Source organism: Leisingera sp. CC-HEC093 (assembly GCF_059429195.1).
The window spans coordinates 413,075-436,390 of record NZ_JCAIJR010000001.1 but is presented as its reverse complement, the minus strand read 5'-3'; the positions used below and the strand labels follow the sequence as shown (position 1 = coordinate 436,390).

The 23,316-nt window shown below is 66.1% G+C and carries 12 protein-coding genes; 4 read left to right on the top strand and 8 right to left on the bottom strand.

The window, feature by feature from the left end:
* Positions 1–73: 73 nt before the first annotated feature.
* The 3 genes from AC5STB_RS02105 to AC5STB_RS02095 all read left to right on the top strand — a co-directional run bounded on the left by AC5STB_RS02105 (position 74) and on the right by AC5STB_RS02095 (position 3,130).
* The gene (locus AC5STB_RS02105; RefSeq protein ID WP_495441332.1) at positions 74–775 is read left to right on the top strand and encodes a sugar transferase; all 702 of its coding nucleotides are present in this window, start codon (positions 74–76) and stop codon (positions 773–775) included.
* A gap of 158 nt (positions 776–933) precedes the next feature.
* Entirely contained in the window at positions 934–1,767 is an 834-nt protein-coding gene (locus AC5STB_RS02100; RefSeq protein ID WP_495441331.1) for a CpsD/CapB family tyrosine-protein kinase, read from the top strand.
* A gap of 118 nt (positions 1,768–1,885) precedes the next feature.
* Positions 1,886–3,130 carry a GumC domain-containing protein gene (locus AC5STB_RS02095; RefSeq protein ID WP_495441330.1) on the top strand — a complete coding sequence of 415 codons (1,245 nt, stop codon included), beginning with the start codon at positions 1,886–1,888 and terminating at the stop codon, positions 3,128–3,130.
* 65 nt (positions 3,131–3,195) lie between these two features.
* Here AC5STB_RS02095 and AC5STB_RS02090 read toward each other — a convergent pair whose 3' ends face one another.
* On the bottom strand, positions 3,196–4,566 hold the full coding sequence (locus AC5STB_RS02090; RefSeq protein ID WP_495441329.1) for an oligosaccharide flippase family protein: 1,371 nt from the start codon (positions 4,564–4,566) through the stop codon (positions 3,196–3,198).
* Positions 4,567–4,802: 236 nt separating this feature from the next.
* Between AC5STB_RS02090 and AC5STB_RS02085 the strand changes: the two genes are divergently transcribed.
* Positions 4,803–6,011, top strand: a complete 1,209-nt coding sequence (locus AC5STB_RS02085) for a glycosyltransferase (protein WP_495441328.1) — start codon at positions 4,803–4,805, stop codon at positions 6,009–6,011.
* A 165-nt stretch (positions 6,012–6,176) separates the two neighbouring features.
* On the opposite strand, the gene AC5STB_RS02080 is transcribed toward AC5STB_RS02085, so the two are convergent.
* From AC5STB_RS02080 to AC5STB_RS02050, 7 genes are read right to left on the bottom strand one after another with little or no spacing between them, the layout of a single operon-like run.
* Positions 6,177–7,013 carry a glycosyltransferase family 2 protein gene (locus AC5STB_RS02080; protein WP_495441327.1) on the bottom strand — a complete coding sequence of 279 codons (837 nt, stop codon included), beginning with the start codon at positions 7,011–7,013 and terminating at the stop codon, positions 6,177–6,179.
* Entirely contained in the window at positions 7,010–9,514 is a 2,505-nt protein-coding gene (locus AC5STB_RS02075; protein WP_495441326.1) for a hypothetical protein, read from the bottom strand. Before AC5STB_RS02075 ends, AC5STB_RS02080 begins: the two co-directional genes overlap by 4 nt.
* On the bottom strand, positions 9,511–10,449 hold the full coding sequence (locus AC5STB_RS02070; protein WP_495441325.1) for a hypothetical protein: 939 nt from the start codon (positions 10,447–10,449) through the stop codon (positions 9,511–9,513). The genes AC5STB_RS02075 and AC5STB_RS02070 overlap by 4 nt, the downstream gene beginning before the upstream one ends.
* The gene (locus AC5STB_RS02065; protein WP_495441324.1) at positions 10,446–11,135 is read right to left on the bottom strand and encodes a 4'-phosphopantetheinyl transferase family protein; all 690 of its coding nucleotides are present in this window, start codon (positions 11,133–11,135) and stop codon (positions 10,446–10,448) included. The genes AC5STB_RS02070 and AC5STB_RS02065 overlap by 4 nt, the downstream gene beginning before the upstream one ends.
* On the bottom strand, positions 11,132–15,697 hold the full coding sequence (locus tag AC5STB_RS02060) for a MupA/Atu3671 family FMN-dependent luciferase-like monooxygenase (RefSeq protein WP_495441323.1): 4,566 nt from the start codon (positions 15,695–15,697) through the stop codon (positions 11,132–11,134). Before AC5STB_RS02060 ends, AC5STB_RS02065 begins: the two co-directional genes overlap by 4 nt.
* Positions 15,694–16,710, bottom strand: coding sequence for a glycosyltransferase family 2 protein (locus AC5STB_RS02055; RefSeq protein WP_495441322.1), 1,017 nt, complete (start codon positions 16,708–16,710; stop codon positions 15,694–15,696). Before AC5STB_RS02055 ends, AC5STB_RS02060 begins: the two co-directional genes overlap by 4 nt.
* A 5-nt stretch (positions 16,711–16,715) precedes the next feature.
* Positions 16,716–23,168 (bottom strand): type I polyketide synthase, encoded by a 6,453-nt coding sequence (locus AC5STB_RS02050; protein ID WP_495441321.1) that lies wholly within the window; start codon positions 23,166–23,168, stop codon positions 16,716–16,718.
* Between the last annotated feature and the right edge of the window lie 148 nt (positions 23,169–23,316).

Below are 23,316 nucleotides of genomic sequence, written 5' to 3'. Positions count from 1 at the left end.
GGTTCCCGGAGGGGCGGGGCTGACTTTTGCTGGGGGTAAGGCAGATGGGGGTCCAGCTGCCGGAACTGTTTTTATGTTCACTCCTCTGCGCATGCATCCGGCAAACATGAACACCGCGCTCAAGAGCCTTGCTCCGGTGCAGCAGCCCGCACAGGGGGCAGGCAGCAGGGCATATGCCGCGGGCGGTAAGCGTGTCCTGGATTTGCTTCTGGTTCTGCTGAGCCTGCCTATTGTACTGCCTGTCATCGCGCTGTGCGCCGCGGCGCTGTGGCTGGAAGGCGGGCGGCCGTTCTACACTCAGGCGCGGCTTGGCCGCGGCGGTCAGGTGTTCCGCATTCTGAAACTGCGTACCATGGTGCGTGACGCCGATCAGCTGCTGCAGCATTATTTAGATAAGGATCCGGCGCTGCGCCGGGAATGGGATGAGACCCAGAAACTCAAGAACGATCCGCGGATCACTCCGGTCGGCCGGCTTCTTCGCGCTACCTCGCTGGATGAGCTGCCGCAGCTGTGGAATGTAGTCACGGGCGACATGAGCCTGGTCGGGCCGCGTCCGATGATGCCGGAGCAATTGCCGATTTACGGTGACGCAGCCGCCTACTTCGATCTGCGCCCGGGGATCACCGGCCTCTGGCAGGTGTCTGTCCGTAACGAGGGCAGCTTTGCCTGCCGCGCGCAGGCGGATGCGGAGTACCGGCGCCGGCTGACGCTGGGCGGTGATCTGGGGCTGATCTGGCGGACTGGCAGAGTGGTGCTGAAGGGGACGGGATATTAACGCCTTTGTGGTCTGCTGTCCCGGCGCCTCAGGCGCAGGCAGCAGATCCGCCGGCCATTGCAGGGGGAACGGTTGTGAAGCATTTTAGCGTATCAGGGGCCGTTGCCGCCAGCAGGGTGCACGGCCCGCAGCCCATACGGGAGGTTGATGAGAACGGCATGAGCGAACAAGGCTTCAAGCGGTTCCGCCGCCGCCGTGCCCCGGCGGCTGCCCCGGCATCTTCTGCCGGCGCGGACGCGTGCCGTCCATTGCCCGCGCCTGCCTCAGTTCAGCTGCCTGCAACCCTGCCTGAACCTTGGGAGCGGATCCAGCAGGTTCCGTTCAACTCCGGCACCCAGAAAGAGCTGCGCCTGCCGCTGGTCAGCCGCTTTCGCACCGCACCTGCAGCCAAATCCTTTGACCTTTTGCGCACCCGGCTGTTGCACACCCTCAAGGCGCGCGGCTGGAAGCGGGTTGCCGTGACTGCGCCGTCTGCGGGCTGCGGCACCACGTTTTCGGCGGTCAATCTGGCGCTCAGCCTGGCCCGGGTTCCGGGCAGCCGCACTGTGCTGATGGACATGAATTTCCGCCGCCCCGGGCTGGCGCAGGCGATGGGGCTGCAGGCGCCGGGGGATCTGTCCGGTCTCTTGTCCGGCGCCGCCGCGATGGAGGATCATCTGCTGCGGCCGCTGCCGTCGCTGGCGGTCGGACTGAACGCTGTGGCGGGGCAAGATGCAGCCGAGATCCTGCATGGCCGCTGCTGCGCCGAGGCCCTGGACGACCTGATGCTGCGCAGCGGTGCCGATACCGCGCTGTTCGACCTGCCGCCGGTGCTGGAACATGACGACACCGCCGCCTTTCTGCCGCAGGTGGATGGCGTGCTGCTGGTTTCCGACGGCAGCAGCACAACCGCCGCGCAACTGGCCGCCTGCGAGAAGATGCTGGCTGGCCACACCCAGCTTCTGGGCGTGGTGCTGAACCGGGCGCGCGCATCGGACAGCCCGCTGAACTGAGTGTTGAAACGCCATAGTTTCGCCCGGTTGCTATGGTGTAAGACCGGGGGGCGGTGCCTTTTTGCGGCCGGCTGAAGTTGGGAAAGGCCGGGCAAACCGGCAGGTTGAGAGCAGACAGATGGGGCCGATCTATACGCTGGGCGATTTTCTCGACATGGTGCGGCGCAGGCTGTTCACCATTGCCTGCGTGTTTGTCCTTGGCTGCCTGCTGTCGCTGTGGTTTGCCGCCAGCCAGCAGCATGAATACGAAACCGCCGAAGTGCTGCAGATCACCCAGCCTCAGATTGCCGGCGAGCTGGCCAAATCCACTGTCGAAGGCTCTTCTGCCCGGCGCATGCAGCTGATCGAGCAGCGCCTTATGGCGCGGGGCACGTTGCTGGAGATCATCGAAAAATTCGGTCTCTATGCCGATCAGGGGGCGCTGACCGAATTGCAAAAGGTGGTGCTGCTGCGGACCGCGGTGCAGATCACCGGTGTTGCCGCCGCCCGCGAAGGCTTTGCCGATGACGGCACCATCTCGGTGCTGACCATCACCGCCCGGATGCCCTCGGCGGAACAGGCGCAGCAGGTCGCCAGCGAATTCGGCCGCCGCACCATCGAACTCAGCATCGCCACCCGCATCGATCAGGCCCGCGAGACCCTCAGCTTCTTTGCTGAAAAGGAAGCTGCCCTGGCGGATCAGGTCGCGGCGCTGGAGGATGAGATCGCCGCATACCGCAATGAAAACGATGTGACCCTGCCCGGCACCATCGAATTCCGCCGGGCGGAGATCGCCGCCATGAACGAAGGCCTGCTGGAAATCGCCCGCGAACGGATCGAGATCCGACGCGCGGCCGACCAGGCCCAGGCCACCGAACGCCCCGCCACCGCCCGCCGCCTGCAGGAGGAGGCGGAGCAGCGGCTGGCCACACTGGACGCTCAGGAGGCGTTGCTGACCCAGCGCAAGACTGGGCTTGAAACTTCCCTCCAAACCACCCCTGAGGTAGAGCGACAGCTCGGTGCCTTTGACCGCCGGCTGGAGCAGTTGCAGGGAGAACTGGCGCAGATGACGGCGCGCCGCAACGAGGCCGAGGTCGGCTTCCGGCTGGAAACCAGCCGTCAGGCCGAGCGGCTGACGGTGATTGAACCGGCGCCGCTGCCGGATTACCCGGTGACCGGCGCCCGCAAGACCAAGGCACTGATGGGCGCAGCCGCCAGTGCCATTCTGGCACTGTTGGCCGCCTTCCTGCAGGAGCTGCGCCACCCGGTGCTGCGCACCGCAGCGCAGATGGAACGGGAAACCGGCCTGGTGCCGGTGGTCTCCATCCCGGTGATGGACACCCGCCCGCCGCGCCGCGGGCTGTTCCGGCGCAGGGGGGCTTAGTTCTGGATCTCGGCTGACCGGGACAGGTGCTGCCCTCTGACACCGACGAACTTGAGCAATTTGCTTCAGTGGCCTCCCAGCGCCGCCGTCATGCCTGCAATCGCCGTCCAATGCCAGTGCAGCGCCGCCCCGCCTGCCGCAACGGTCAAAAGCGCATATCCGGCATCATGCAGCGGGTCCCAAACGTGATGCCTGCGCGCCAGCCGCACCAGCACTGGATAGGCTGCCAGCATCGCCAGCCCCAGCGCTGCAATGCCGCCTGCCAGTCCGAACCAAGCCACACCGCCCAAAAACAGCCCCGTCTGCAGGCAGGCGCGGGCAGCGGAAAACACAAAGAAGCCGCGGCTGTCGCCTGCCGCCAGCGCCGCCTGATCATAGGTCATGGTGATCACCGCAGGCGCCAGCGCCAGCGCGATCAGCACGATCATCGGTCCGGCCTGCAGGTAGCGGTCATCATACAGCAACTGCACCAGCCACGGTCCGGCCCAGGCCATCAGCAGCAGCAGTGTCAGGATGCCGCCAGTCAGCCCGCAACGCAACTGCCGCTGCCGCCGCAGGTTCTCTGGCGCTTCGCGTGCGGGCTTGTCGCGGTAAACCGGGATCATCAGCCGCTGGTTCACCGCATGGCCCAGAAGCATCGGAAAGCTCGCCAGGAAATAGCCGATGTTGTAGATCCCCAGCACGTCCAGAGAGACGAATTTCCCGAGGATCGCCCGGTCCCCCTGCGAGGTCAGGAACCAGAAGGCGGTGGACAGGAAAATCCACTTGCCGAAGTGGATCAGTTCCCGCGCCGCCGCGTTCTCCCAGCGGAAGCGGTTGGCTGCTCCCGGCAGGCCGTAGTGGCACAGGGCAAGCTTGGCCGCAGTCTGAATGACCCCGCCCAGCACCAGCGCGATCACCGACTGCGTCGCCAGCGCCAGCACAATCATCGCCGCCAGCCCGATGGCCTGGCCTGCCAGATCCAGCACCGTGACCCGCCCCGCCAGCAGATGCCGGTGCGCGGTCTCGATCCGGGTGGGGTTGAAGCCGGCGACTGCCAGCCCGGCACCGGCAATGGGCAAATACAGCAGCAGCTCCGGCGCGCCATAGAACGCAGCCGCGGGCCAGGCCAGCAGCGCCGTCAGCGCCCACAACCCAAAGCCGCGGATCACCTGGATCGTCCAGGCGGTGTCCAGGAACGCCGGATCGTCGCCGCGCTTGTTCTGCGCAATAGACGGCCCGATGCCCACATCCGAGAACAGCGACAGCCCCACCGTCACCACCGTGACCAGCGCCATCAGGCCAAAGGCCTCGGGGAACAGAATGCGGGTCAGGATCAGGTTGGAGGCCAGCCGCAGCGCCTGGCTGCCGCCATATCCGATCATCAGCCAGGAGGCCGAGCGCAGCACCCGCGCCATCATCCCCTGGCCGGCAAAAAGCGTAGCAACCCGCTGCATGTCCGTGCAATTCCCAAAACTCCGGTGCTGCAGGCTAGGCGGGCCGGGCAGGGGCGTCAATTGCGCTGGCGCCCGCGGCGGTGCCAGGCTGCGCAAGCAGCAGAAATGCCTCAACAATCCGAACGTCTGTGCTGCATTCTCCACGCCTGCGGGACAAGCGGAGCCAGGCGCTGGGCAAGCTGCTAAACCGCCGCTAACCTGCCGCGGATACATGCCTTTGCCGGGAAGCCGCTGCGTTGAAAATCGCTTATGTCCTGAACACCTATCCGCAGCCCTCGCACAGCTTCATCCGCCGTGAGCTGCAAGCGCTTGAACAGCAGGGCGTGGACATCCTGCGCCTGGCGATGCGCCCGTCTGGTTCCAAGCTGGCCGATCCCGGCGACCAGGCCGAGGCAGCGCGTACCGAATATGTTCTGCAGGCCGGGGCAGGGCGGCTGCTGGCGGCACTGGCACGGGAGGCGATGGTGGCGCCGGGCCGTTTTGCAAAGACGCTGTCGCTGACGCTGAAACTGGCACGCGCCTCGGACAACGGCGTGTTGCGGCATCTGATCTACTTGGGCGAAGCGGCCCATGTGAAACAGCGCTGCGCGGCGGAAGGCGTGCAGCACATGCACGCGCATTTCGGCACCAATTCTGCGGCAGTGGCGATGCTGGCGCATGCCTTGGGCGGCCCGGCCTACAGTTTCACCGTGCACGGGCCGGAAGAATTCGACGCCCCCCATGCGCTGTCGCTGGGCGGGAAGATCAGCCGCGCCGCCTTTACCGTGGCGGTCAGCAGTTTCGGCAAGAGCCAGCTGAGCCGCTGGGCGCCCTTTGGCAAGTGGGACAGCCTGAAAGTGGTGCATTGCGGCATTGAGCCGGACCGTTTCGCGGCTCCCGCGCCGCTGCCTCAGGGGCCGTTGCGGCTGACGGCCATCGGGCGTTTCGTCGAGCAGAAAGGCCAGATGGTGCTGGTCCGCGCCATGGCGCAGCTGGTGCAGAAAGTCCCGGACGTGCATCTGGCGCTGATCGGCGACGGCGCGATGCGCCCGGAACTGGAGGCGGCGATTGCGGACCTCGGGCTGCAGCAGAACATCACCCTCACCGGCTGGCTGGCTGAGGACGGCGTGCGCCGGGAACTGGCCCGCGCCCATGCGCTGGTGATGCCCTCCTTTGCCGAGGGTCTGCCGATGGTGGTGATGGAGGCAATGGCTGCTGCCCGCCCGGTGGTTGCCACCTATATCGCCGGCACGCCGGAACTGGTGGTACCAGGTCAGACCGGATGGCTGGTGCCTGCAGGGGATGAAACGGCGCTGGCAGAGGCGGTTCTGGAGCTGGCGGAAACTCCGCAGGAACAGCTTGCCGCCATGGGGCAGGCCGGCCGCGCCCGGGTGCTGGAACGGCACGACAGCGCCAAGGAAGCTGCGCGGCTGGCCGCGCATATCCGCAAAGCCATTGCCGGGTAACAGCCGCGGCACTCCCGCCCGTCGCCGGCACATCAGCAGATGCTCCGCTCCCGTTGGGCGTGGCCCGGCGCCGTGGCGCCGGGCCACGCCCAAGGCCGCCAAAGGTGTTCTGGCGCAGCCAGGGCATCCTGCGGGCGCGGGAGCGTTTCGGCCAGTGGGGGCCTGTCAGCGGCCACGGGTCCAACGGTTCTGCGAGCCAAACAGCGGTGATTTCACCACCAGCGCAACCGCAGCGTAGGCCAGGAACCCGGGCGGATCGCGCAGCAGCAGGCGCAGCGCCGTGCCGGCACCCGCCTGCGGGGTGTCCTCGTTTCGCATCAGCTCCGGGTATCTGGCGGCCACCTCCGTCACCCCGGCATTTTGCCGCCGCCGCACTTTCACCAGGTTGCGGAAACCCTCTACCAAGGGCCAGCTGTAAGACGCCGCCACTTGCACCCGTTCCCCGGGCGCAAAATTCAGCCGGGCAAAGATGTCATCGGCAATGATGTCCGGCCATTCGCCCCAGCGCTGCCGCCCGGCGCGGGTCATCGCAAAGATGCCAAACCCCGGCACGCCGCTGGAAAAGAATGGCAGCCGCATCCACAGCCGCGCATAGGCCCGGGTCACCGCGCTGCGGGCCGGGGCGACCTGCGGGCGGCCGCTGGCATAGCGCGGAGCGTCCAGAGGCAAGGCTGCGGCAAGTTTCGGGATCAGGTCAGGCGACACCCGCACGTCGGCATCCAGGTAGATCAGGATATCCCCGCGTGCCGCCGCATCGCCAGTATTCAGCGCGCCCAGCTTGCCGCCCGCAGGAAGTTCCAGCACCTTCAGGCCCCAGCCGTCGGGCGGCAGGACATCCCGGGCCAGCGCCGCGGTTGCGTCGGTGCAGCCATTGGCCAGCACCAGCACCTCTGCCGTCATGCCCGCGGGCAGCGGGTCCGAGGCAAAGACCGCCTGCAGGCAGCCACCGATGTAGTCTGCCTCATTATGGGCCGGGATCAGCACAGAAACCTGCGGGCTCACTTCACCGCCTCCAGCGCATCCCAGCGCGGGTTCTGGTCGCTGAGGGTGCGTAAGGCCCCCCAGCTGCCCCATTTCCCGGGCGACCCTACATCAGCATAGGCGGTGAACAGCTTGCCGCCGAGCGCCTGCCAGCCTGCCAGCAGCTCGTGATAAAGCGCGCCCATCTCGGCGCTGTAGTTGAAATGGGTGAAAAAGGCGGCCAGCGCCTCGTCCTCAACCATGGGCCCGATACCCACTACATGACTGCCGCCCTCATACATAATCAGTTCCAGCCCGTGCTTTTGCGCGACCCCGGCGTGATAGGGCAGCACCCGGCCAAGCAGATCCGGCAGCGTGTCGGCAGCATCACCAGAAATCAGCCCGTCGCGCAGCTCTGCCCCGGCCTGGGCGCTTGCGGCATCGAACTGGTGCCGCGCGGTAAATTCAGCAGCGGCAGCGCCTGTCAGCCCGCGCTCCGCGGCGATGGCCTGCGCCTGGTCCCGGCTGCCTGCGATCCATGCACGGACCTGTGCGGCGCGCTCTTTCAATCCCAGAACGCCGCCGAAATAGCCGGTCACCGCATAGGCATCGAAATAGGCCGCAGGCGCCAGCCGCTCCGGCTGCTCTGCTTGCCACAGCGGCGCTGTCAGCACCTGCTCTTCCAGCCCCAGCCAGCCGGTCTGCGAGGAGATCACCCGCACCAATCGCCCGCTGTCCTCGCCAAAGACCTGCGCCCAGATTTGCGCCACCTCCGCGGCGCGGCCGCCGTAAAACTGCATCCACAGTCCTTCACCGCCCCAGCGCGCCTGCGCTTGGCGCTCGGCCCAGGCGGCCTGCTGGAACTGCCAGTTCCAGACCTCGTTTGAATACTCCACATAAGCGCGCAGCGTTTCGTCCAGGCCGTTTTCTGCAAGACGGGCGAACTGGCGGACATAGGCGTCATCCGCCATATGCGGCATGGTGAACCAAGGATCTGCACCCAGCCTGTTGGCCAGCGCCAGCATCACTTCGACAGGAACCCCTTTCAGCGCCCAGGTGTAGCCGGAGGGCAGGGGCCGGTCCTCCCACCCTGTCTGGGCGGAATTGTTGGTGGCCATCCAATCCATGAACCGCAGCGCAGCGAAACCCTTCAGGCGGTCCAGCCACAGCGGGTTGAACAGGGCACCATTCTCGTAGGCGGCCAGATGCTCTTCTTTCACCACAGTGATGTTGCGCACATAGCCGCCGCGGCGGCCCATCCGCTGGATGCGGATCTCCACGGGGCCGGGGCCGGGAGTGAAGTCGAACCGCACCTCGCCTTTGCCATAGCGGACATTGCTGGCCCGCCCCAGAACCTCGACAATGCCCTCTCCCTCATACCGCAGAACATAACGGCCTTTCAGTGACACCGCTGCTTCCGGCAGATCGGTCAGGATCACCGTGCCGATCGAGCTCAGCTCCGGCGGGATGGCGGTGGGCCAGCCTGCCGGATCCAGATAGCCGGCGGCCAGAAGGTCGCCATGGTCCGCGCCGCCCCATTGCCCGGGCAAGTGGCCGATCCAGGGCCGCGCGGTCTTGAAATGATCCAGGAACGGCGCCTGGGTGCTCCAATCAGCAATGGCTGCCAGGTTGATGGCGACGGGCTGGCGAACCGCTGTCCTGTTCAGCGCCGGAACGTCCTCCAGCACTGGTGCGTTCAGCTTGGGCAGCGGCGGATCCTGGGGCAGCGGATCAGGGTCCGCGGGCAAGGCCACTGTTCCAACGCTCTCTCCTTGAGCGGACGCCCAAGCTATTTCCTGCAGCCGCGCTGCTACTTCCGGCGAGGGCGCGGGATAAGGCTTGCCCCAGCGGTCTGTCAGCCGGTGCGGCAAGCCAGCCGGGGTGTTGCCAGTCAGAACCGCGTACTGCAGCAGCGCAAGGAAGTAGAAACCGGTCGCGTTGGGATGGATATCGTCGGCAAAGACATCGCGGATACTGGCCAGCCCCGGCACCGTGCCAGCTTGGATCGCTTCATCCAGCCGCGCCATCGCCTGGCCTGCGGGCAGCAGTTTCACAGTGCCGCCTGTGGCGGCGTTCACGTCCGCCACCACCGCCTGCCAGCGCGGCAGGTCCTGCTGCAGCCGCTGCCGCCAAGGCACATCCGCACCATCGTCAAACGGCACAGCGGCGCCGGTGCCGCTGTCCAGGCTGTGCCAGGTTTCCTGCAGGTAAAACGCCACATCCGGATTTGCCGCGCGTGCCAGCTCGTAGAATTGAGTGACCGCTTGCTCCGTGCCGCTCCATTTCAGGTGGTTGGCCAGCGGAATCGCCTCGGTCACGATCACCGCATCGGCAGGCCGGGTCAGCCTTTCACGTGAATCAACCCCCTCGGCGCGGCCGCTGTGCTGCCAGTTATAGCTGAGCGGCGCGCCATTGATGATCTGCGCTTCGACCGCGGCCTCTGCCTGCGTGTCCAATAGCTGCTCCAGCATCTGCGGGTTGTCATGCCCGAACAGCGAATGGCCGATCATCACAACCGAGGTGATCAGCGCCTCCAGCTTCATGCTGGCGCTCCCGCGGCGGAAATTCCGGTGCGGGGCAGGGCGCGCACGGTGTCCCAGACAATTTGCTGCACCTTGGCCGCGGCGCCGGTGCTGAATGCTTCAGCCGGGGTGCCATCTGCACGGCTTAGCTGATGCGGCAGGCCCATGGGCGCACGCTGGTACAGCACCGCGAAATGGGTCAGCGCAATCACATAGGCCCCCAGATCGTTGATATGGATGGTGTCCAGATCACCCTCAGGCGTGCGGGCAAACAGCGATTCACGTGAAGCCAGCCCCGGGATCTCCCCGGCCTCTGCCGCACGCGCGACCGCTGCCAGCACCTGACCGCCGGGGATCAGATAAACCGGGTGTTGCGGACTCCGGCGGCTGTCGGGCCCCAGCAGCTGACGCGTCCAAAGCGCCTCCAGATCGGCCTCAATCCGCTGCAGCCAGCCGTCCGGGTCATCCAGCCTGTGCCAGGTTTCATACAGATACAGGCGCGTGCCCCCAGACGCCTTACGTGCCAGATTCGCCCATTTTTCAAGATACTCGGCCGCATCGAAATACTTGATCGCATCACGCAGCTCGACCATCTCAGTCAGCACCACAGCGCTGTATTCGCCTGAGGCGATTGCCTCCTTTGCGTCGCGGTAAGCAGGCGCGTGGTTGGCGGTTTCAAAGTCGAGAATGTCCTCGCCCGGTTCCCAATGCGCCCTGAGCGAGGTGCCCGATCCCAGCTGGCTGTTATAACCATGCCCCGTGGGCGCCAGCTGCACCAGCATGTGCGGCATGTCCGGGCCGACCAGCGAATGGCCAAGGTGAAACACCTTCAGCGGTCCCTGCGGCGGGGCCAGCGGCGGCGGCACCGGCACAGGCCGGCTGCGGGTTGCAAACGCCATCAGGCCCAGCGTCGCAACCGCCGCGCCCGCGGCCAGAAGCCCGCGCCGCCCCATCATCCGCGCCCCCGGATTTCCGCCGTGGTCATGATCAGGCCCGCACCAATGGCAAAGCGCCCGCCAACCGCTTCGCCGCGCGCAAACGGCGGCCGGTCGGCGGTGAAAAACGCCTGATAGGCACCCGCGGCCATATCAAATTCCAGCTCCATTCCGTCAAAGCCATAAAACGCCCGGCTCATCGTGTACTGGGCCTTGTACGCCGCTTCCTTGGCGGAGAAGATCACCTTGGCCATCTGCCCCGGATTGCCCTGCCGCTTCAGCCAGGCCTGTTCCCTGTCTGAGCAGATTGCGGGCAGCAGCTCGTCCTTTAGCGGCGTGTCTTCCTCGACGTCGATGCCCAGCCCCTGAACCTCGCCCGCGCGGGCCAGCACTGCCATTGCGCAGCTCTTGGTGTGGGTGATCGAGCCGACCAGCCCCGCGGGCCAGACCGGCGCCCGGTCGCTGCCGACCTGCACCGGGGCAGGGGGCACGCCAAGATGCTGCATCGCCTGATGCACGGCGTCGCGGCCGGCGGCAAATTCATTGCGCCGTTTCTCCACCGCGTTGGGCGACAGCCCCGCGGCTTCCTTTGCCAGCGGTGCCGGAGGCGTGCCCAGGGGATCCGCCCCGGCCAACGCCACATCGGTTGCAAACAGCGGCCGGACCAGGGCCAGCCGCTCTGCCAGTTTGCTGTTGGAGTCTGTCATCCAGTCCTTGCCCTGCGGTTCGCCCGCATCGCCCGCCGTTTCGACATCATGCCGCTCCGGTCCGGCTCTGCGGCTGCCTCAGGCTGTTGTTCCGTATTTGCCGGGGTGCCTGCAAGCCCTTCAATGTGGGCGGCCAGCCCGGCAAGGGTCGGAAAGCGGAAGATGTCGGTGATCGACAGGGCAGTGGTGCCCAGTTCCGTGCGCAGCTCCCGGTGCGCCTGCACCGCCAGCAGCGAATGGCCGCCCAAGGCAAAGAAATTGTCCTGCGCGCCGATTCCGCTGACGCCGAGGATACGGCTCCAGACCGTCGCGATCCGAGCCTGCGCGCCAGCCGCCACCGCCACCGCCGGGGCGGCCTCAGCCAGCGCAGGCTGCGGGTCCGGCAGTGCCTTACGGTCGATTTTCTTGTTCGGTGTCAGCGGGAAAGCGTCCAGGGTGACGATATGCGCCGGCACCATGACCTCGGCCAGCCGGGCCGCCAGAGACTGTTTCAGGGCCTCCCCGGAGACAGCAGCAGAGGCCGTGATGTATCCAACCAGCTGCTCCGCTCCAGTTTCGCCGCGCGGTACCACCACCGCGCCGGTGACACCAGGCTGCGCTGCCAGCGCCGCCTCGATTTCGCCCAGCTCAATCCGCTGGCCGCGGATCTTGACCTGATGGTCGCTGCGGCCCAGGAAGGCGAGGCTGCCATCCGCCGTCCAGCGCACCAGATCGCCGGTGCGGTACAGGGGCGTTGCAGCGAACGGTGCATTCACAAACCGTTCAGAGGTCAGCTCCGGCCGTTGCCAGTAGCCCGCCGCTACACCCGCGCCGCCGATATATAATTCACCGGGAGCCCCTGCCGGGACAGGCAATTGTTCCTCGTCCAGCACGTAAACCTGCGTATTGGCAATCGGCGTGCCGATCCCGGCTGTCCCCGCAGGGACAGCGCTGATTTTCTCCACCGTGGACCAGATCGTCGTTTCGGTCGGCCCGTACATGTTGTGAATCTCCGCGCAGGTGGCCGCACGCATCACCTGCACCAGATCACCCGGCAGCGCCTCGCCGCCCAACAGCAGTTGCTGCAACTGGCCCAGGCAGGCGCTGGCATCCGCGTCTGCGGCAATCATCCGGGCCATCGACGGCGTGCACTGCATGTGGCTGACTCCATACCGCACGATCTGCGCCGCCAGCGAGAAGTCATCCGCCGCCAGTTCCTGCGGCGCATTGGACAGGCGCAGCACCTCGGCCAGCGGTTTCAGCCCTTCCAGCACCACCTCCGGCGCGATGCCGTAGTCGATCAGACAAGCGATTTCATCGACGCCGATGCGCTTCAACTGCTCCACCCGCTGGCAGGCGTCCTGGATGGTGCCGAACAGGCCGGAGTCCTCGAAGTAGCGCTCGAAGGCGAAGTCGAGGATTGCTTCCAGCTCCTCCTCCGACAGCATGCCCAGATCCATCTCGAACGGGTTGTTCACACCCTCGGGTTTCTTGAAGGCGGGGAAGGCCCAGGCGTATTGCTTGATCAGCCCGGCGGCGGAGCGCAGGTAATCCTTCATCGGCTCCCGCGCCACCCGGCGGGCCTCCTCGCGGGTCTCCGCCAGATAGCTGTGCAGCATCAGGGTGACCTTAAAGTCCGCCGGATCATGGCCGGCGTCGCGCAGGGCCGCGTGATAGATGCGGATCTTGCCAGCAACCTCCTCGATGCTCTGGCCCAAGAGGTGGGTCAGCACGTTGGCCCCGATCTGTCCGGCCTCGCGCCAGGTCTCCGGGTTGCCCGCGGTGGTGACCCAGACCGGCAACTCCTGCGAAACCGGACGGGGCTGGGTGATCACGGCGTGTTCGCCGCCGTCCTTTCGGGGGAAGGCCACTTCCTCACCGCGCCACAGCTTGCGCACGGTTTCAATGGTTTCGAACATCGCCGGCTTGTTGGCGGGCGGTGTGTTTTCGGGGCGCAGGATGAAATCATCCGGTTGCCAGCCGGAGGCAAATCCGATGCCTGCGCGGCCTGCGGTCAAGTTGTCGATCACCGCCCATTCCTCGGCAATCCGCGCCGGATGGTGCAAGGGTGCAACGCAAGAGCCGGATCGCACGCCGATGTTCCGTGTCACCGCCGCAACCGCAGCGCCGGTGACCGACGGGTTCGGATAAGGCCCGCCAAAGGCGTGGAAGTGCCGCTCCGGTGTCCAGACCGCGTTGAACCCGTGCTGATCGGCGAACTTGGCGCCCTCCAGCAGCAGGTGGTACTTTTGCGGCCCCGGCCCGTCGTCATTGCCCCAGTAGAACAGGTTGAAATCCATCTTGCGGTCCGAAAGGGTCACTGGCCCCTTGGACAGTTCCAGCCGGCTTTCGTCGCTCGACAGCACCAGCTTGAACCCGCGCGACAGAGTCCAGAACAGCTCCAGCACCGAAATGTCAAAGCTCAGGCTGGTGACCGCCAGCCAAGTATCCCCGGGCTGGTGCGGGATGCGGGCGTCCATGCCGGTGAAAAAATTCGCAACATTTGCGTGGGTGACCATCACGCCCTTGGGCAGGCCAGTGGAGCCAGAGGTGTAGATCAGATAGGCCAGATCGCTGCCCGTGGCACCGCCGGCAGTGTCTTCTGTGATCGGTGCTGCAAGAACCGTTGCAATGTCCAGCACCCGCGCATCCGAGGCAGGCAGGCTGGCGGCCAGCCCCTCTTGTGTCACGATTACCTGCGCCTGGCTGTCGCTGATGTAATGCGCAATGCGGCCGGCGGGGTAGGCGGGATCCAGCGGCACATAGGCGCCGCCGGCCTTCAGAACCCCAAGCACGGCGAACACCAGCTCGGGCGTGCGGCTGATGTGGACGCCCACGTGCACACCCGGTTTTACGTTCAATTCACGCAAACGCCCGGCGACCGCGTTGGCGCGGGTGTTTACCTCGGCGTAGGTAAAGCTCTGGTCCTCGAACACCAGCGCGGTGGCCGCCGGGGTCCGGGCCGCCTGCGCCTCAAACGCTGCGTGGATGGTCTGTTCCGCGGGGTAGTCCGCGGCGGTCTGGTTCCAGTCTTCCAGCAACAGCTTGCGCTCGGACTCAGGCAGGACCGGCAGCGCTGCAACCAGGCGGCTGCTATCCTCTGCAAAGGCGGTCAGCACCAGTTCCAGCCGCGCGGCGAGCAGGGCAGCGGCGTCTGGTGTCAGGGCGGCGCTGTCGCAGTGCAGCGCCATTGCGCCTTCGGCCAGGGATACCGTGGCAGCGCAGCCATCAACCGCCGCATCGCCCCCCAGCATCAGGCCGATGCCAGGCATCGGTTGCGCTGAAACCTCCGGCGCACGCGCCGCCAGGTCTTCGGCAAAGCCGCCGTATTTCCGTGCCTTGCCAATGTCTTGTGCGGTGCGTTCCAGCAGTTCGGCGAGGCTGTCCTGCCGATGCGCCTGCAGGGGCACCCAAGAGGAGATCAGACCGGGCAGGCCCTCCATCCCTGCCACCGACAGCGCCGCATCGCCGGCCTCCGCACCGCTGCTGAGCAGGGCGAAAGCGAGGATGGCCGCCGCCGCTTGCTCTTCGCTGAGACCTGCAGGCAGGGCAATGTCCCGGCGGATGACACCACTGCCGCCAGTGCGGGCGGAGAGCGGCACCTGCAACGGCTGCATTGCTGCCAGCCGCCGCCGCCAATGGCTTTCGCCTCCTTGGACCGCAGCGAGACGGGCGGTGAGTGTCTCCGCCTCAGCTGCGGTCAGGGAGGGAACCGTGTCTCCGGGTTTGGCGAGTTGCGAAACATCCAGCGGTTGGCCCGCGGGGGTGGTCAGGCGGGAAAGCGCGAGGGCACCATCGCCTGCGGCGATCGTGAGGCTGTCCCTGGCACACTCCAAGACGGTGCCGGGCGCGCTGTTGCCGTCGGCAATTTCTGCTTTGCCAACCAGCAGAACTGTCTCACCAATGCGTAGCTTGGCCGCGCACATCGGGTTCCAGTAGCCGCCGGTATCCAGCGCCCGCACCAGCCGGGACAGCTCCGCCGCAGGCCGGGTGAAATCCAGCATTCCACCAGCCGCGGGACGGTCGGATTTTCTGAACAGACGGCGCTGGCTCAGATCTTGTTTCTGGCGCTTGAGTTCGCCGGTTTCCAGCTGGGTGATGACCTCGCCAAAGCTGTCCATAGCCGCCGCGTAGCATTTGGAGTTGAGGCTGAAAGCCGTCTCATCTCCGGCCACATCAAACAGCCGCTGGGCCAGGATATCGCCCTCATCCACACCACCCTCGATCAGGTGCCAGGTGATGCCGTGCTGCGTCTCGCCGTTGATCAGCGCCCAGTTCGGGGTGTTGAGACCCGCGTAGTGGGGCAGCGGCCCGTCATGGAAATTGACCGCGCCCTTGGCAGCCTGCGCCAGCACCTCATCCGGGATCACTGCTAGGTTGGCAATTGACAGCAGCCAGTCGAAGCCGTCGGACAGATCGCGCTGATTGTCCAGTAAAGTCAGATTCTTATCCGCCGCCCAGGCGCGGATGTCCGCATCCTGGGACACCACCGCCCGGATTTGGTGGCCGCGCGCCAGCAGCGCATCGGCGCAACCGATCAGAAGAGACTCATTGCCGATCAGGGCACAGGTGAAGGCGGTCATTTCTGCTCCTTTGCAAGCGGAGAAGGGAGGCGCGTTTCCGAAGAGGGTGAGCGGCGCGGCGCAATGAGCGCGCGCAGGCTATGCAGGCAGAGATCGCGCAGAAAATGCGGTGGATCCGCCTGCGGCTTGTTCTGGATCAGACGGCGCAGGCCATAAAGCAGGCTGCCGCTGATGCGGGCCAATGTGGCAGCGACGGCATAGGCGCGGCCGTGGTTCTTGACGAAATAGTGCAGGCGCGAGTCGAACCAGTAGCCGGGCGTGCGCTGCCAGTCCTTCATGCCGGTGGAGGCGGAGCCGATATGCGCCACTTCACTGGCCGGCACGTAATGGGTGCGCCAGCCTGCACGGGCAGCGCGGCGGCAAAGGTCGGTTTCCTCGAAATAGAGGAAGAAAGTTTCGTCAAAACCACCCACGGCTTCGACCGCCTCGCGGCGGATCATCAGGCTGGCGCCGGCGGTCCAGTCGGCCTGGACTTCTGCCTGCGGCAGCTCCATGGCGACGACCCAGGGTTTCAGCAGCCGGGTGAAGATGCCGGTGCGCACGCTGGCCTCGAACTCGCCCGCGATGGAGGGGAAACGGAAGGCGGTGCGGTGCGGCGTCCCGTCCGTGCCGCGCACAAAGGATCCCGCCAGCCCGGCACCGGGATGGTCCAGCAGGAAATCCCGCAGGGTGCGGATGGTACTGCCCTGCACAAAGGCGTCGGAATTCAGGAGATAGTAGAACTCTGGCGCGCTGCCATCCGCGAGGCCGGTGTTCAGGCCGATATTCATGCCTGCGCCAAAGCCGCCGTTCACCGGCGAGGCGATCACCCGCACCCGGTTGCTGTCCAGCCAGCCGCGGGTTTCCGCTTCCGCCCGGATCTGGTCATAGGAGCCGTCGCCGGAGCCATTGTCGATGATCAGCAGCTCCCCCGGCAGGTCCTCCAATTCGCGCAGCGCCGCTTCGGCGGATTGCAGGGTCATTTCCGGCGTGCGGAAATTCAGAAGGATGATGAGGATGCGTTGCTGGGACATGCCGGTCACTCCGCCGCCCGGATGATGCGCGACGGGCCGGAGGCCGCCGCACGGTCGGCGGCGTCCAGACGTGCCTTGACGCCTGCCGCCAGCACGCTGACGTTCGGCACCAGCACCATGCTGTCATGATCGCCCGGCACCTCGGCCACCTCAACGGCGGGCGCCCAGCGGGTCCAGTCGTTGTCGTGGAACACATACTCGCGTTCGCGGCTGACCCAGTTGCCGCCGCTCACCTGCCAATTGCGGTCCAGCGGCGGGCGGAACAGGGTCAGCGGGCCGTCCCAGGGCCGCAGGGCGTAAGCCGCGACCGCGGCGCGGAAGGCCAGTTCGATCTTGCGGTTATTGAACTCCGGCAGGAGGCCGGTTTCCGCGGGCTTGGCGCGGCGCTTCTCGAACTCCCATGCAATACGGTTTCTGGCCCATTCGCCAAGGTAGCTCATCCCTTTGCTGCGCAGTTCGGCCAGCTTGATCAGCGCCTTATCCCGCCGGTTCAGGGGCGGGCGCACCGGCAGCGGCGTGTCCAGCAGGACCAGCGCGGCGGTGTCCTGGCCCTGGTCCTTCAACTGCTGCGCCATCTCATAGGCGGTGATGCCGCCGCCGGAAAAGCCGCCCAGCAGATAGGGTCCGTCGGGCTGGACCTGGCGGATTTCATGCAGGCAGCTGCGGGCGGCGTCTTTGATCCGGTCATGCGGCGCGTCTTCACCCATCAGCCCCTTTGCCTGCAGGCCATAAACCGGGCGGTCCTTGCCCACCAATAGCGCCAGGTGCCGCAGGTTCAGCACATTGCCGAACATACCCGCCACCAGGAAGAAAGGCCGCCGCCCGGTGCCGTCGCCGGGGTGCAGCTGCACCAGATGGGTGAACTGCGGCTGTTCCTCCGCCGTGTGCGGGCTGTCCCCCGGCTCCGCGGCAATGCCGCCGCCGGTGCGTTCTATGATCCGTTCCGCCAGTGCGGCGGCGCTGGGGGCCTCGAACAGGACCGACAGCGGGAATTCCACGCCAAAGGCGCGTTTCACCTGGGCAAACAGCCGCACCGCAATCAGGGAATGGCCGCCAAGATCAAAGAAACTGTCTTCTATCCCCACCTGGCTGACACCAAGGAGGGAGGCAAACAGTACGGCCAGTTGCTCCTCCACCGGGTTGCGCGGTGCCACGTAATCGGTGTCGAGCTGCGGCCGGTCAAAGGTTTGGGCCTCTGACTCGGCCGACGCGCCTTGGTCCGCCTGGGCGATCAGCGCGGGCAGGTCGAGCGAGGAGACCACCACTTGTGGCAGGCCGGCTCCCAGTGCGCGGACCAGCGCCTCGCCGCCATCGCTGGCCTTGATGCCGTTTGAAATGTTCAGCTGCAGGCGCCGTTCCTCCGGTGTCAGCGGCTGCGGGCTGGCAGCAGGCTCCAGACCCAGCTGGGCACCGGTGGCGTCCGCTTCGATTGGCTCCCCAGTAGCGTCGAACCCTCCGGCCAGCCGTTGCAACCGGAAGCCCTCGATCTCCACCAGCACGGTGCCGTTCTGGTCCGTCAGGGTTACGTCGAACGCGGCAGAGCTGCCATCCGGGCTGCCGGACAGCCGAACATGGCTGAAGATGGATTGGGTCAGCGGCGCGAATACCCGGATTGTCCCATAGGATACCGGTACCCAAAGCGCCTTGCCCTCGTATCCGGGGATCAGTTTCATGGCCCAGCCGGTGGCCAGGTCCAGCAGGCCGGGGTGCAGCAGGCAGCCGTCTTGCGCCGCAGCTTCTGGCAGCGACAGAGATGCCAGGCCTTCGCCATCGCCAAGCGCGGCACGGTCCAGCACATGCCAGCGCGGGCCGAAGTTCAGATGCGCCTCTTGCGGGGAACGCAGGCGCCCGTCAACAGGCGCCTGCTCCTCCGGGCATTGGGTGAAAATCTTCTGTAGGTTGAGCGCGGCGGGGCGTTCTGCCGCCGCCGCATAGGCCAGCATAGCCTGACAGTTCAGACGGTAACCATTTGTAAACTTCGAGTAAACAAAGAGTTCATAACCATTTTCATTAGCTTCAAGCTTAACCAGCGCATCGCGCGGACTGCCTTCGTCCGCAATCAGAGGGCGCAGGAAGTAGAGGTCGCGGATTTCGAATGGGCCGTCGGCGCCGGTTGCCGACAGTGCCTCGGCGGCCATCTCGATATAGCCGGTGCCGGGCATCAGGGCGGTGCCGTCGGCGGTGCGGTGCTCATCCAGCAGCCAGTCTGCGGTGCTGAAGCGGGGGGTGAAGATACGGTTGCCGGACGCGTCATACCCCTGCTGCTGCAGCAGCGGCTGCGGGCAGGGCTCCGGCGCGCTGGCGCCTGCGTTTGTATTGCGGCTGGCCATAGCGTCGGCGGCCATTCCGGCATCTGCCCAGACGCCCCAGTCCACCGCCGCCACACGGGTCCGGCCGCCCGCGCGGTGCTTGGCCCAGGCGTTGAGGTATTCGTTGGCGGCGATGTAATCCACTTGGCCTGCGGGCCGGGTCACGGCGGAGGAGGAGGAGAACAGCACCATCAGTTCCAGGCTGCCGTCCGGAAACACCGCGTCAAGCGCGCGCAGGCCGCTGACCTTGGGGGCCAGGACCCTGGCGATCTGGTCCTCGTCCTTGGCCAGCAGCGGTCCGTCATTGATAACGCCGGCGCCGTGGATCACGCCGGTAACGGGGCCAAAGGCGTTCTCAGCCTGCGCGCGTGCCTTGCGCAAATCACCGCTGTTGCAAACATCGGCAGCCAGCGGCAGCACCTGACCCGAGCCGGCCGCCTCCAGTGCCTTCACAGCGCGGATGCGCTGGGCCGTACGGTTCGCAGGGCTGTGGCTGCTTAGATAGCGGTCCCAGGTCTCGCGCGGCGGCAGGCCGTCGCGGGAGATCAGCGACACCCTGGCATCGAATTCCCGCATCAGGTGGCCCGCGATGGTCAGGCCGATGCCGCCATAGCCGCCGGTGATCAGGTAGTGGCCGCCCTGTTTGAAGGGCGGGGTTTCCGGTTCGGGCAAAGGCTGCGGGCGCCAGCGGAGTTCAAACCGCTTCTCCCCGCGCCAGGCAGCGGAAAGGTTTTCGGGCTCCGCCAGCAGCTCTTCCAGCAGGCGGGGGGTGATATCGTCCTGCACAGGACTGCGGCGGGCAAAGAGACCTCGCGGCGCCTGCGGCAGTTCGATGTCCACGGCGGCGCAGGTCAGCCCCGGCAGCTCACGCGGGATAACCCCCAGGGGCCCTGCGATCATCGCCTTTTCCGGGTGGGGCAGCGCCTCGCCACGGACCTGCGCGGCACCGGTGGTAAAAACCGTCAGATGCGCCGGGCCTGGCAGATCAGCATTGCCCAGTTCCTGCGCCAGCGCGGTCAGGGAGTGGAATCCCATCTCCAGATTGCGGTCAAAGAAGGAAGAGCCGGGGCGGAAGGTTTCCTGTTCCGTCACCAGCCAAAAATGCGCGATGCGGTCCGGCAGCAGCCCGGCCGCTGCCAGATCAGCCAGCAGCGCGCCATAGGCCGCGCGGCCCTGCTCCGGCGGCAGCACATATGCGTTGGGCGCAAGCTGCGCATAGGTATCGCCTGCACGGACACGCGCAACGCTGTGACCCGCGTCCTCGAGCCGCTCCGCCACTCGGGCGGCGTGGCCGCAGTCATCTTCGAAAATCAGCCAGGTATGCGGTTCCTGATCCAGCTCCTGGGTTACGTCCAGCGTGCAATCCGCCAGCCGCGGGCGCCAGGCGGGGCGGTAGCCCCATTTGCTCAGGTCGTCATGGCGGGCCGGGGGGGCGGCCTCTTCCGCGGCCGCAGGCGTCCCGGGCTCGATAAAGTAACGGCTGCGCTGAAAGGCATAGCCGGGCAAGGGCAGGCGGTTGCGGCGGGCCTCGCCCCAGATCTGTTCCCAATCGGCCTCCACCCCGCAGGCCCAGAGCCGGCCGATGACGCCGAAGAAGTAACTGTCATCCATCACCTGCTGATCGGGGTGCCGCAGCGAGCTGAGCACCTGGCCGGGTTTCACCGCTGGCGACATCTGCGCCAGCGCGCTGAGCGCCTTGCCGGGGCCGACCTCCAGAAACACCCGGTCCGGGGTCTTGGCGAGGGTTTCCATGCAATCGGCATAGCGCACGGTGTTGCGCAACTGGCTGGTCCAATAGTCGGCACTGGTCGCCTGTTCGGCGGTCAGGGCCGTGCCGGTGCGGTTGGAGATCACCGGCAGTTTGGGCGCCGACAGTTTCAAGGAACGGATGAAATCGCGGTAGTCCTGCAGGATGCCGTCCAGCATCCGGGAATGGGCGGCAATGTCGATCTGGATGCGCTGGTGGTCCACCTCGCGGGCGGCGAGGTCTGCGGCCAGGCGGTCCAGCGCCTCTTGCGGGCCGGACACGGCGGTGAGCGCGGGCGCATTGACGCTGGCAATGTCCAGATCATCACCGATGATCGCCTCAACCTCTGCGAGGGGCAGGGCAATCGACAGCATGCCGCCTGCAGGCACCGTGTCGAACAGGCGCCCGCGCAGCAGGACCAGATCAATGCAGTCCTCAAAAGCCATGACACCCGCCAGGCAGGCCGCTGTATTCTCGCCCATCGAATGGCCCGCCAGCGCGGCAGGCCTCACGCCCCAGCTGATCCATAGCTGCGCCAGCGCGTATTCCACGATCATGATCAGCGGCAGCTGCACCGAGGGCTGCTGAAGCTTGGCATTCGCCGCGCCCTCCGCGCCCTCATCGGGCAGCCAGATGGCGCGGATATCGTAGTCGAGGCTTTGTTGCAGGTGATCCAGACCGCGGTCCATCCACTCGGCAAAGACCGGTTCGGTCTCATAAAGGTCGCGCGCCATGCCAGCGTATTGTGCTCCGCCGCCGGGGAACATGAAGACCACCTCCGGGCTGGTGCCCAGCCGGTCATGGGTGAAGACCTTTCGGCTGTCGTCTTCTTCAATCAGCTGGGCGGCTTCGGCAGTCGTCTCAGCCACCAATACGCGGCGTTTGGCAAAGCCGCGGCGGCCTTCCTTGAGGGTGAAGGCCACATCGGCGAGATCGGCCTCAGGATTGGCTTTCAGATACTCCGCCAGCGCCTGGGTGTTGGCGTCCAGTGCCGCCTTGGACTGGCCCGACACACAAAGGATTTGGAACGGGAAGTCGCTTTCCTCCGAGGGCGCGCGCGCCGGTGCCTCTTCCAGGATCACATGCGCATTGGTGCCGCCCACGCCGAGCGAGTTGATGCCAGCCCGGCGCGGCCCCTTGTGCGGTGTCCACGGGGTGAGGGCGGCGTTCACGCGGAACGGCGAGGTTTCAAAATCAATCGCCGGGTTCGGCGCCTCAAACCCCAGCGAGGGCGGAATTTCCCGGTGGTGCAGTGCCAATGCGGTCTTGGTCAGGCTGGCAACGCCCGCTGCAGTGTCCAGATGGCCGATGTTGGTCTTGACTGAGCCGATGCGGCAATAGCCGGAATCCTGCGTGGTGGCGCGATAGGCATCGGTGAGCGCCGAAACCTCGATCGGATCGCCCAGATAGGTGCCGGTGCCGTGGCATTCGACATAATCGATTGTGTCTGCCGGGGTGTCCGCGGCCGCCAGTGCTGCCCGCACCGCCGCCGACTGGCCGCCGACCGAAGGCGCCAGATAGCCTGCCTTGTCCGCGCCGTCGTTGTTGATGGCAGAGCCTTTGATGACCGCCCAGATATGGTCGCCATCGGCAATCGCATCCTCCAGCCGCCTGAGCGCCACAACCCCGGCACCGGAGCCGAAAACTGTGCCCTGCGCCCGGTGGTCGAAGGCGTGGCAGTGGCCGTCCGGGCTGAGGATCTCGTTTTCCTTATAGAGATACCCGCGGCCCTGCGGCAGTTCGATGGTGACACCGCCCGCCAGCGCCATACCGCACTCCCCCTCGCGCAGGGCTTTGCAGGCGTAATGCACCGCCACCAGCGAGGTCGAGCAGGCGGTCTGCACGTTGACCGAAGGCCCTTTGAGGTCGAACACATGGCTGACGCGGGTCGACAGGAAATCCTTGTCGTTGCCGGTATGGCGCAACAGGAACATTCCCACGTCATCGACCAGGGCGGGGTTGGAGCAGATGTTGAAGTAGAAATAGCTGCCCATGCCGCAGCCCGCGTAGACGCCGATAGGGCCATTGATGCTTTCCGGCGGGTGGCCCGCGTTTTCCATCGCACCCCAGGCGACTTCCAGGAACTTCCTGTGCTGCGGGTCGAGTATGGCCGCTTCCTTGGGGCTGAAGCCGAAAAATTCGGCGTCGAACTCATCAAATCCCTGCAACCGGGCGGCGGCGGGCACATAGTTCGGGTCGGCAAGGGCTGCGGCGCGTTCGCCATTTGCCAGCAACGCCTCGCGGTCCAGAACCTCGATGGATTCGATGCCGCCGCGCAGGTTCTGCCAGAACGCTTCAGCTGAGCCAGCGCCCGGCACCGTTACCGACAGACCGACAATGGCAATATCGCCGGTTGCCGTCCGTTTTGCAGCGCCCCCCGCTGCGGATGTCCAATCCTGCATCGTCAATACCTGACCCCACTGGCCCTTCGCAAACAGCCCGGCACGCCGCTGCCAGTCCGCTTTGCGAAAGTGGCAGGGCCTGCCGGACAGGTTTATCTTCGGCTGCCAGGGTTCTCCCTGGCGTTTGGCCCGGCCTTGCGGCATGGAT

Coding starts and splice junctions, on each gene's coding strand:
- AC5STB_RS02100 (WP_495441331.1), top strand. CDS start 934: ATGAGCGAACAAGGCTTCAAGCGGTTCCGCCGCCGCCGTGCCCCGGCG.
- AC5STB_RS02105 (WP_495441332.1), top strand. CDS start 74: ATGTTCACTCCTCTGCGCATGCATCCGGCAAACATGAACACCGCGCTC.
- AC5STB_RS02090 (WP_495441329.1), bottom strand. CDS start 4,566: ATGCAGCGGGTTGCTACGCTTTTTGCCGGCCAGGGGATGATGGCGCGG.
- AC5STB_RS02095 (WP_495441330.1), top strand. CDS start 1,886: ATGGGGCCGATCTATACGCTGGGCGATTTTCTCGACATGGTGCGGCGC.
- AC5STB_RS02060 (WP_495441323.1), bottom strand. CDS start 15,697: ATGACCGCCTTCACCTGTGCCCTGATCGGCAATGAGTCTCTTCTGATC.
- AC5STB_RS02050 (WP_495441321.1), bottom strand. CDS start 23,168: ATGCAGGATTGGACATCCGCAGCGGGGGGCGCTGCAAAACGGACGGCA.
- AC5STB_RS02055 (WP_495441322.1), bottom strand. CDS start 16,710: ATGTCCCAGCAACGCATCCTCATCATCCTTCTGAATTTCCGCACGCCG.
- AC5STB_RS02070 (WP_495441325.1), bottom strand. CDS start 10,449: ATGATGGGGCGGCGCGGGCTTCTGGCCGCGGGCGCGGCGGTTGCGACG.
- AC5STB_RS02065 (WP_495441324.1), bottom strand. CDS start 11,135: ATGACAGACTCCAACAGCAAACTGGCAGAGCGGCTGGCCCTGGTCCGG.
- AC5STB_RS02075 (WP_495441326.1), bottom strand. CDS start 9,514: ATGAAGCTGGAGGCGCTGATCACCTCGGTTGTGATGATCGGCCATTCG.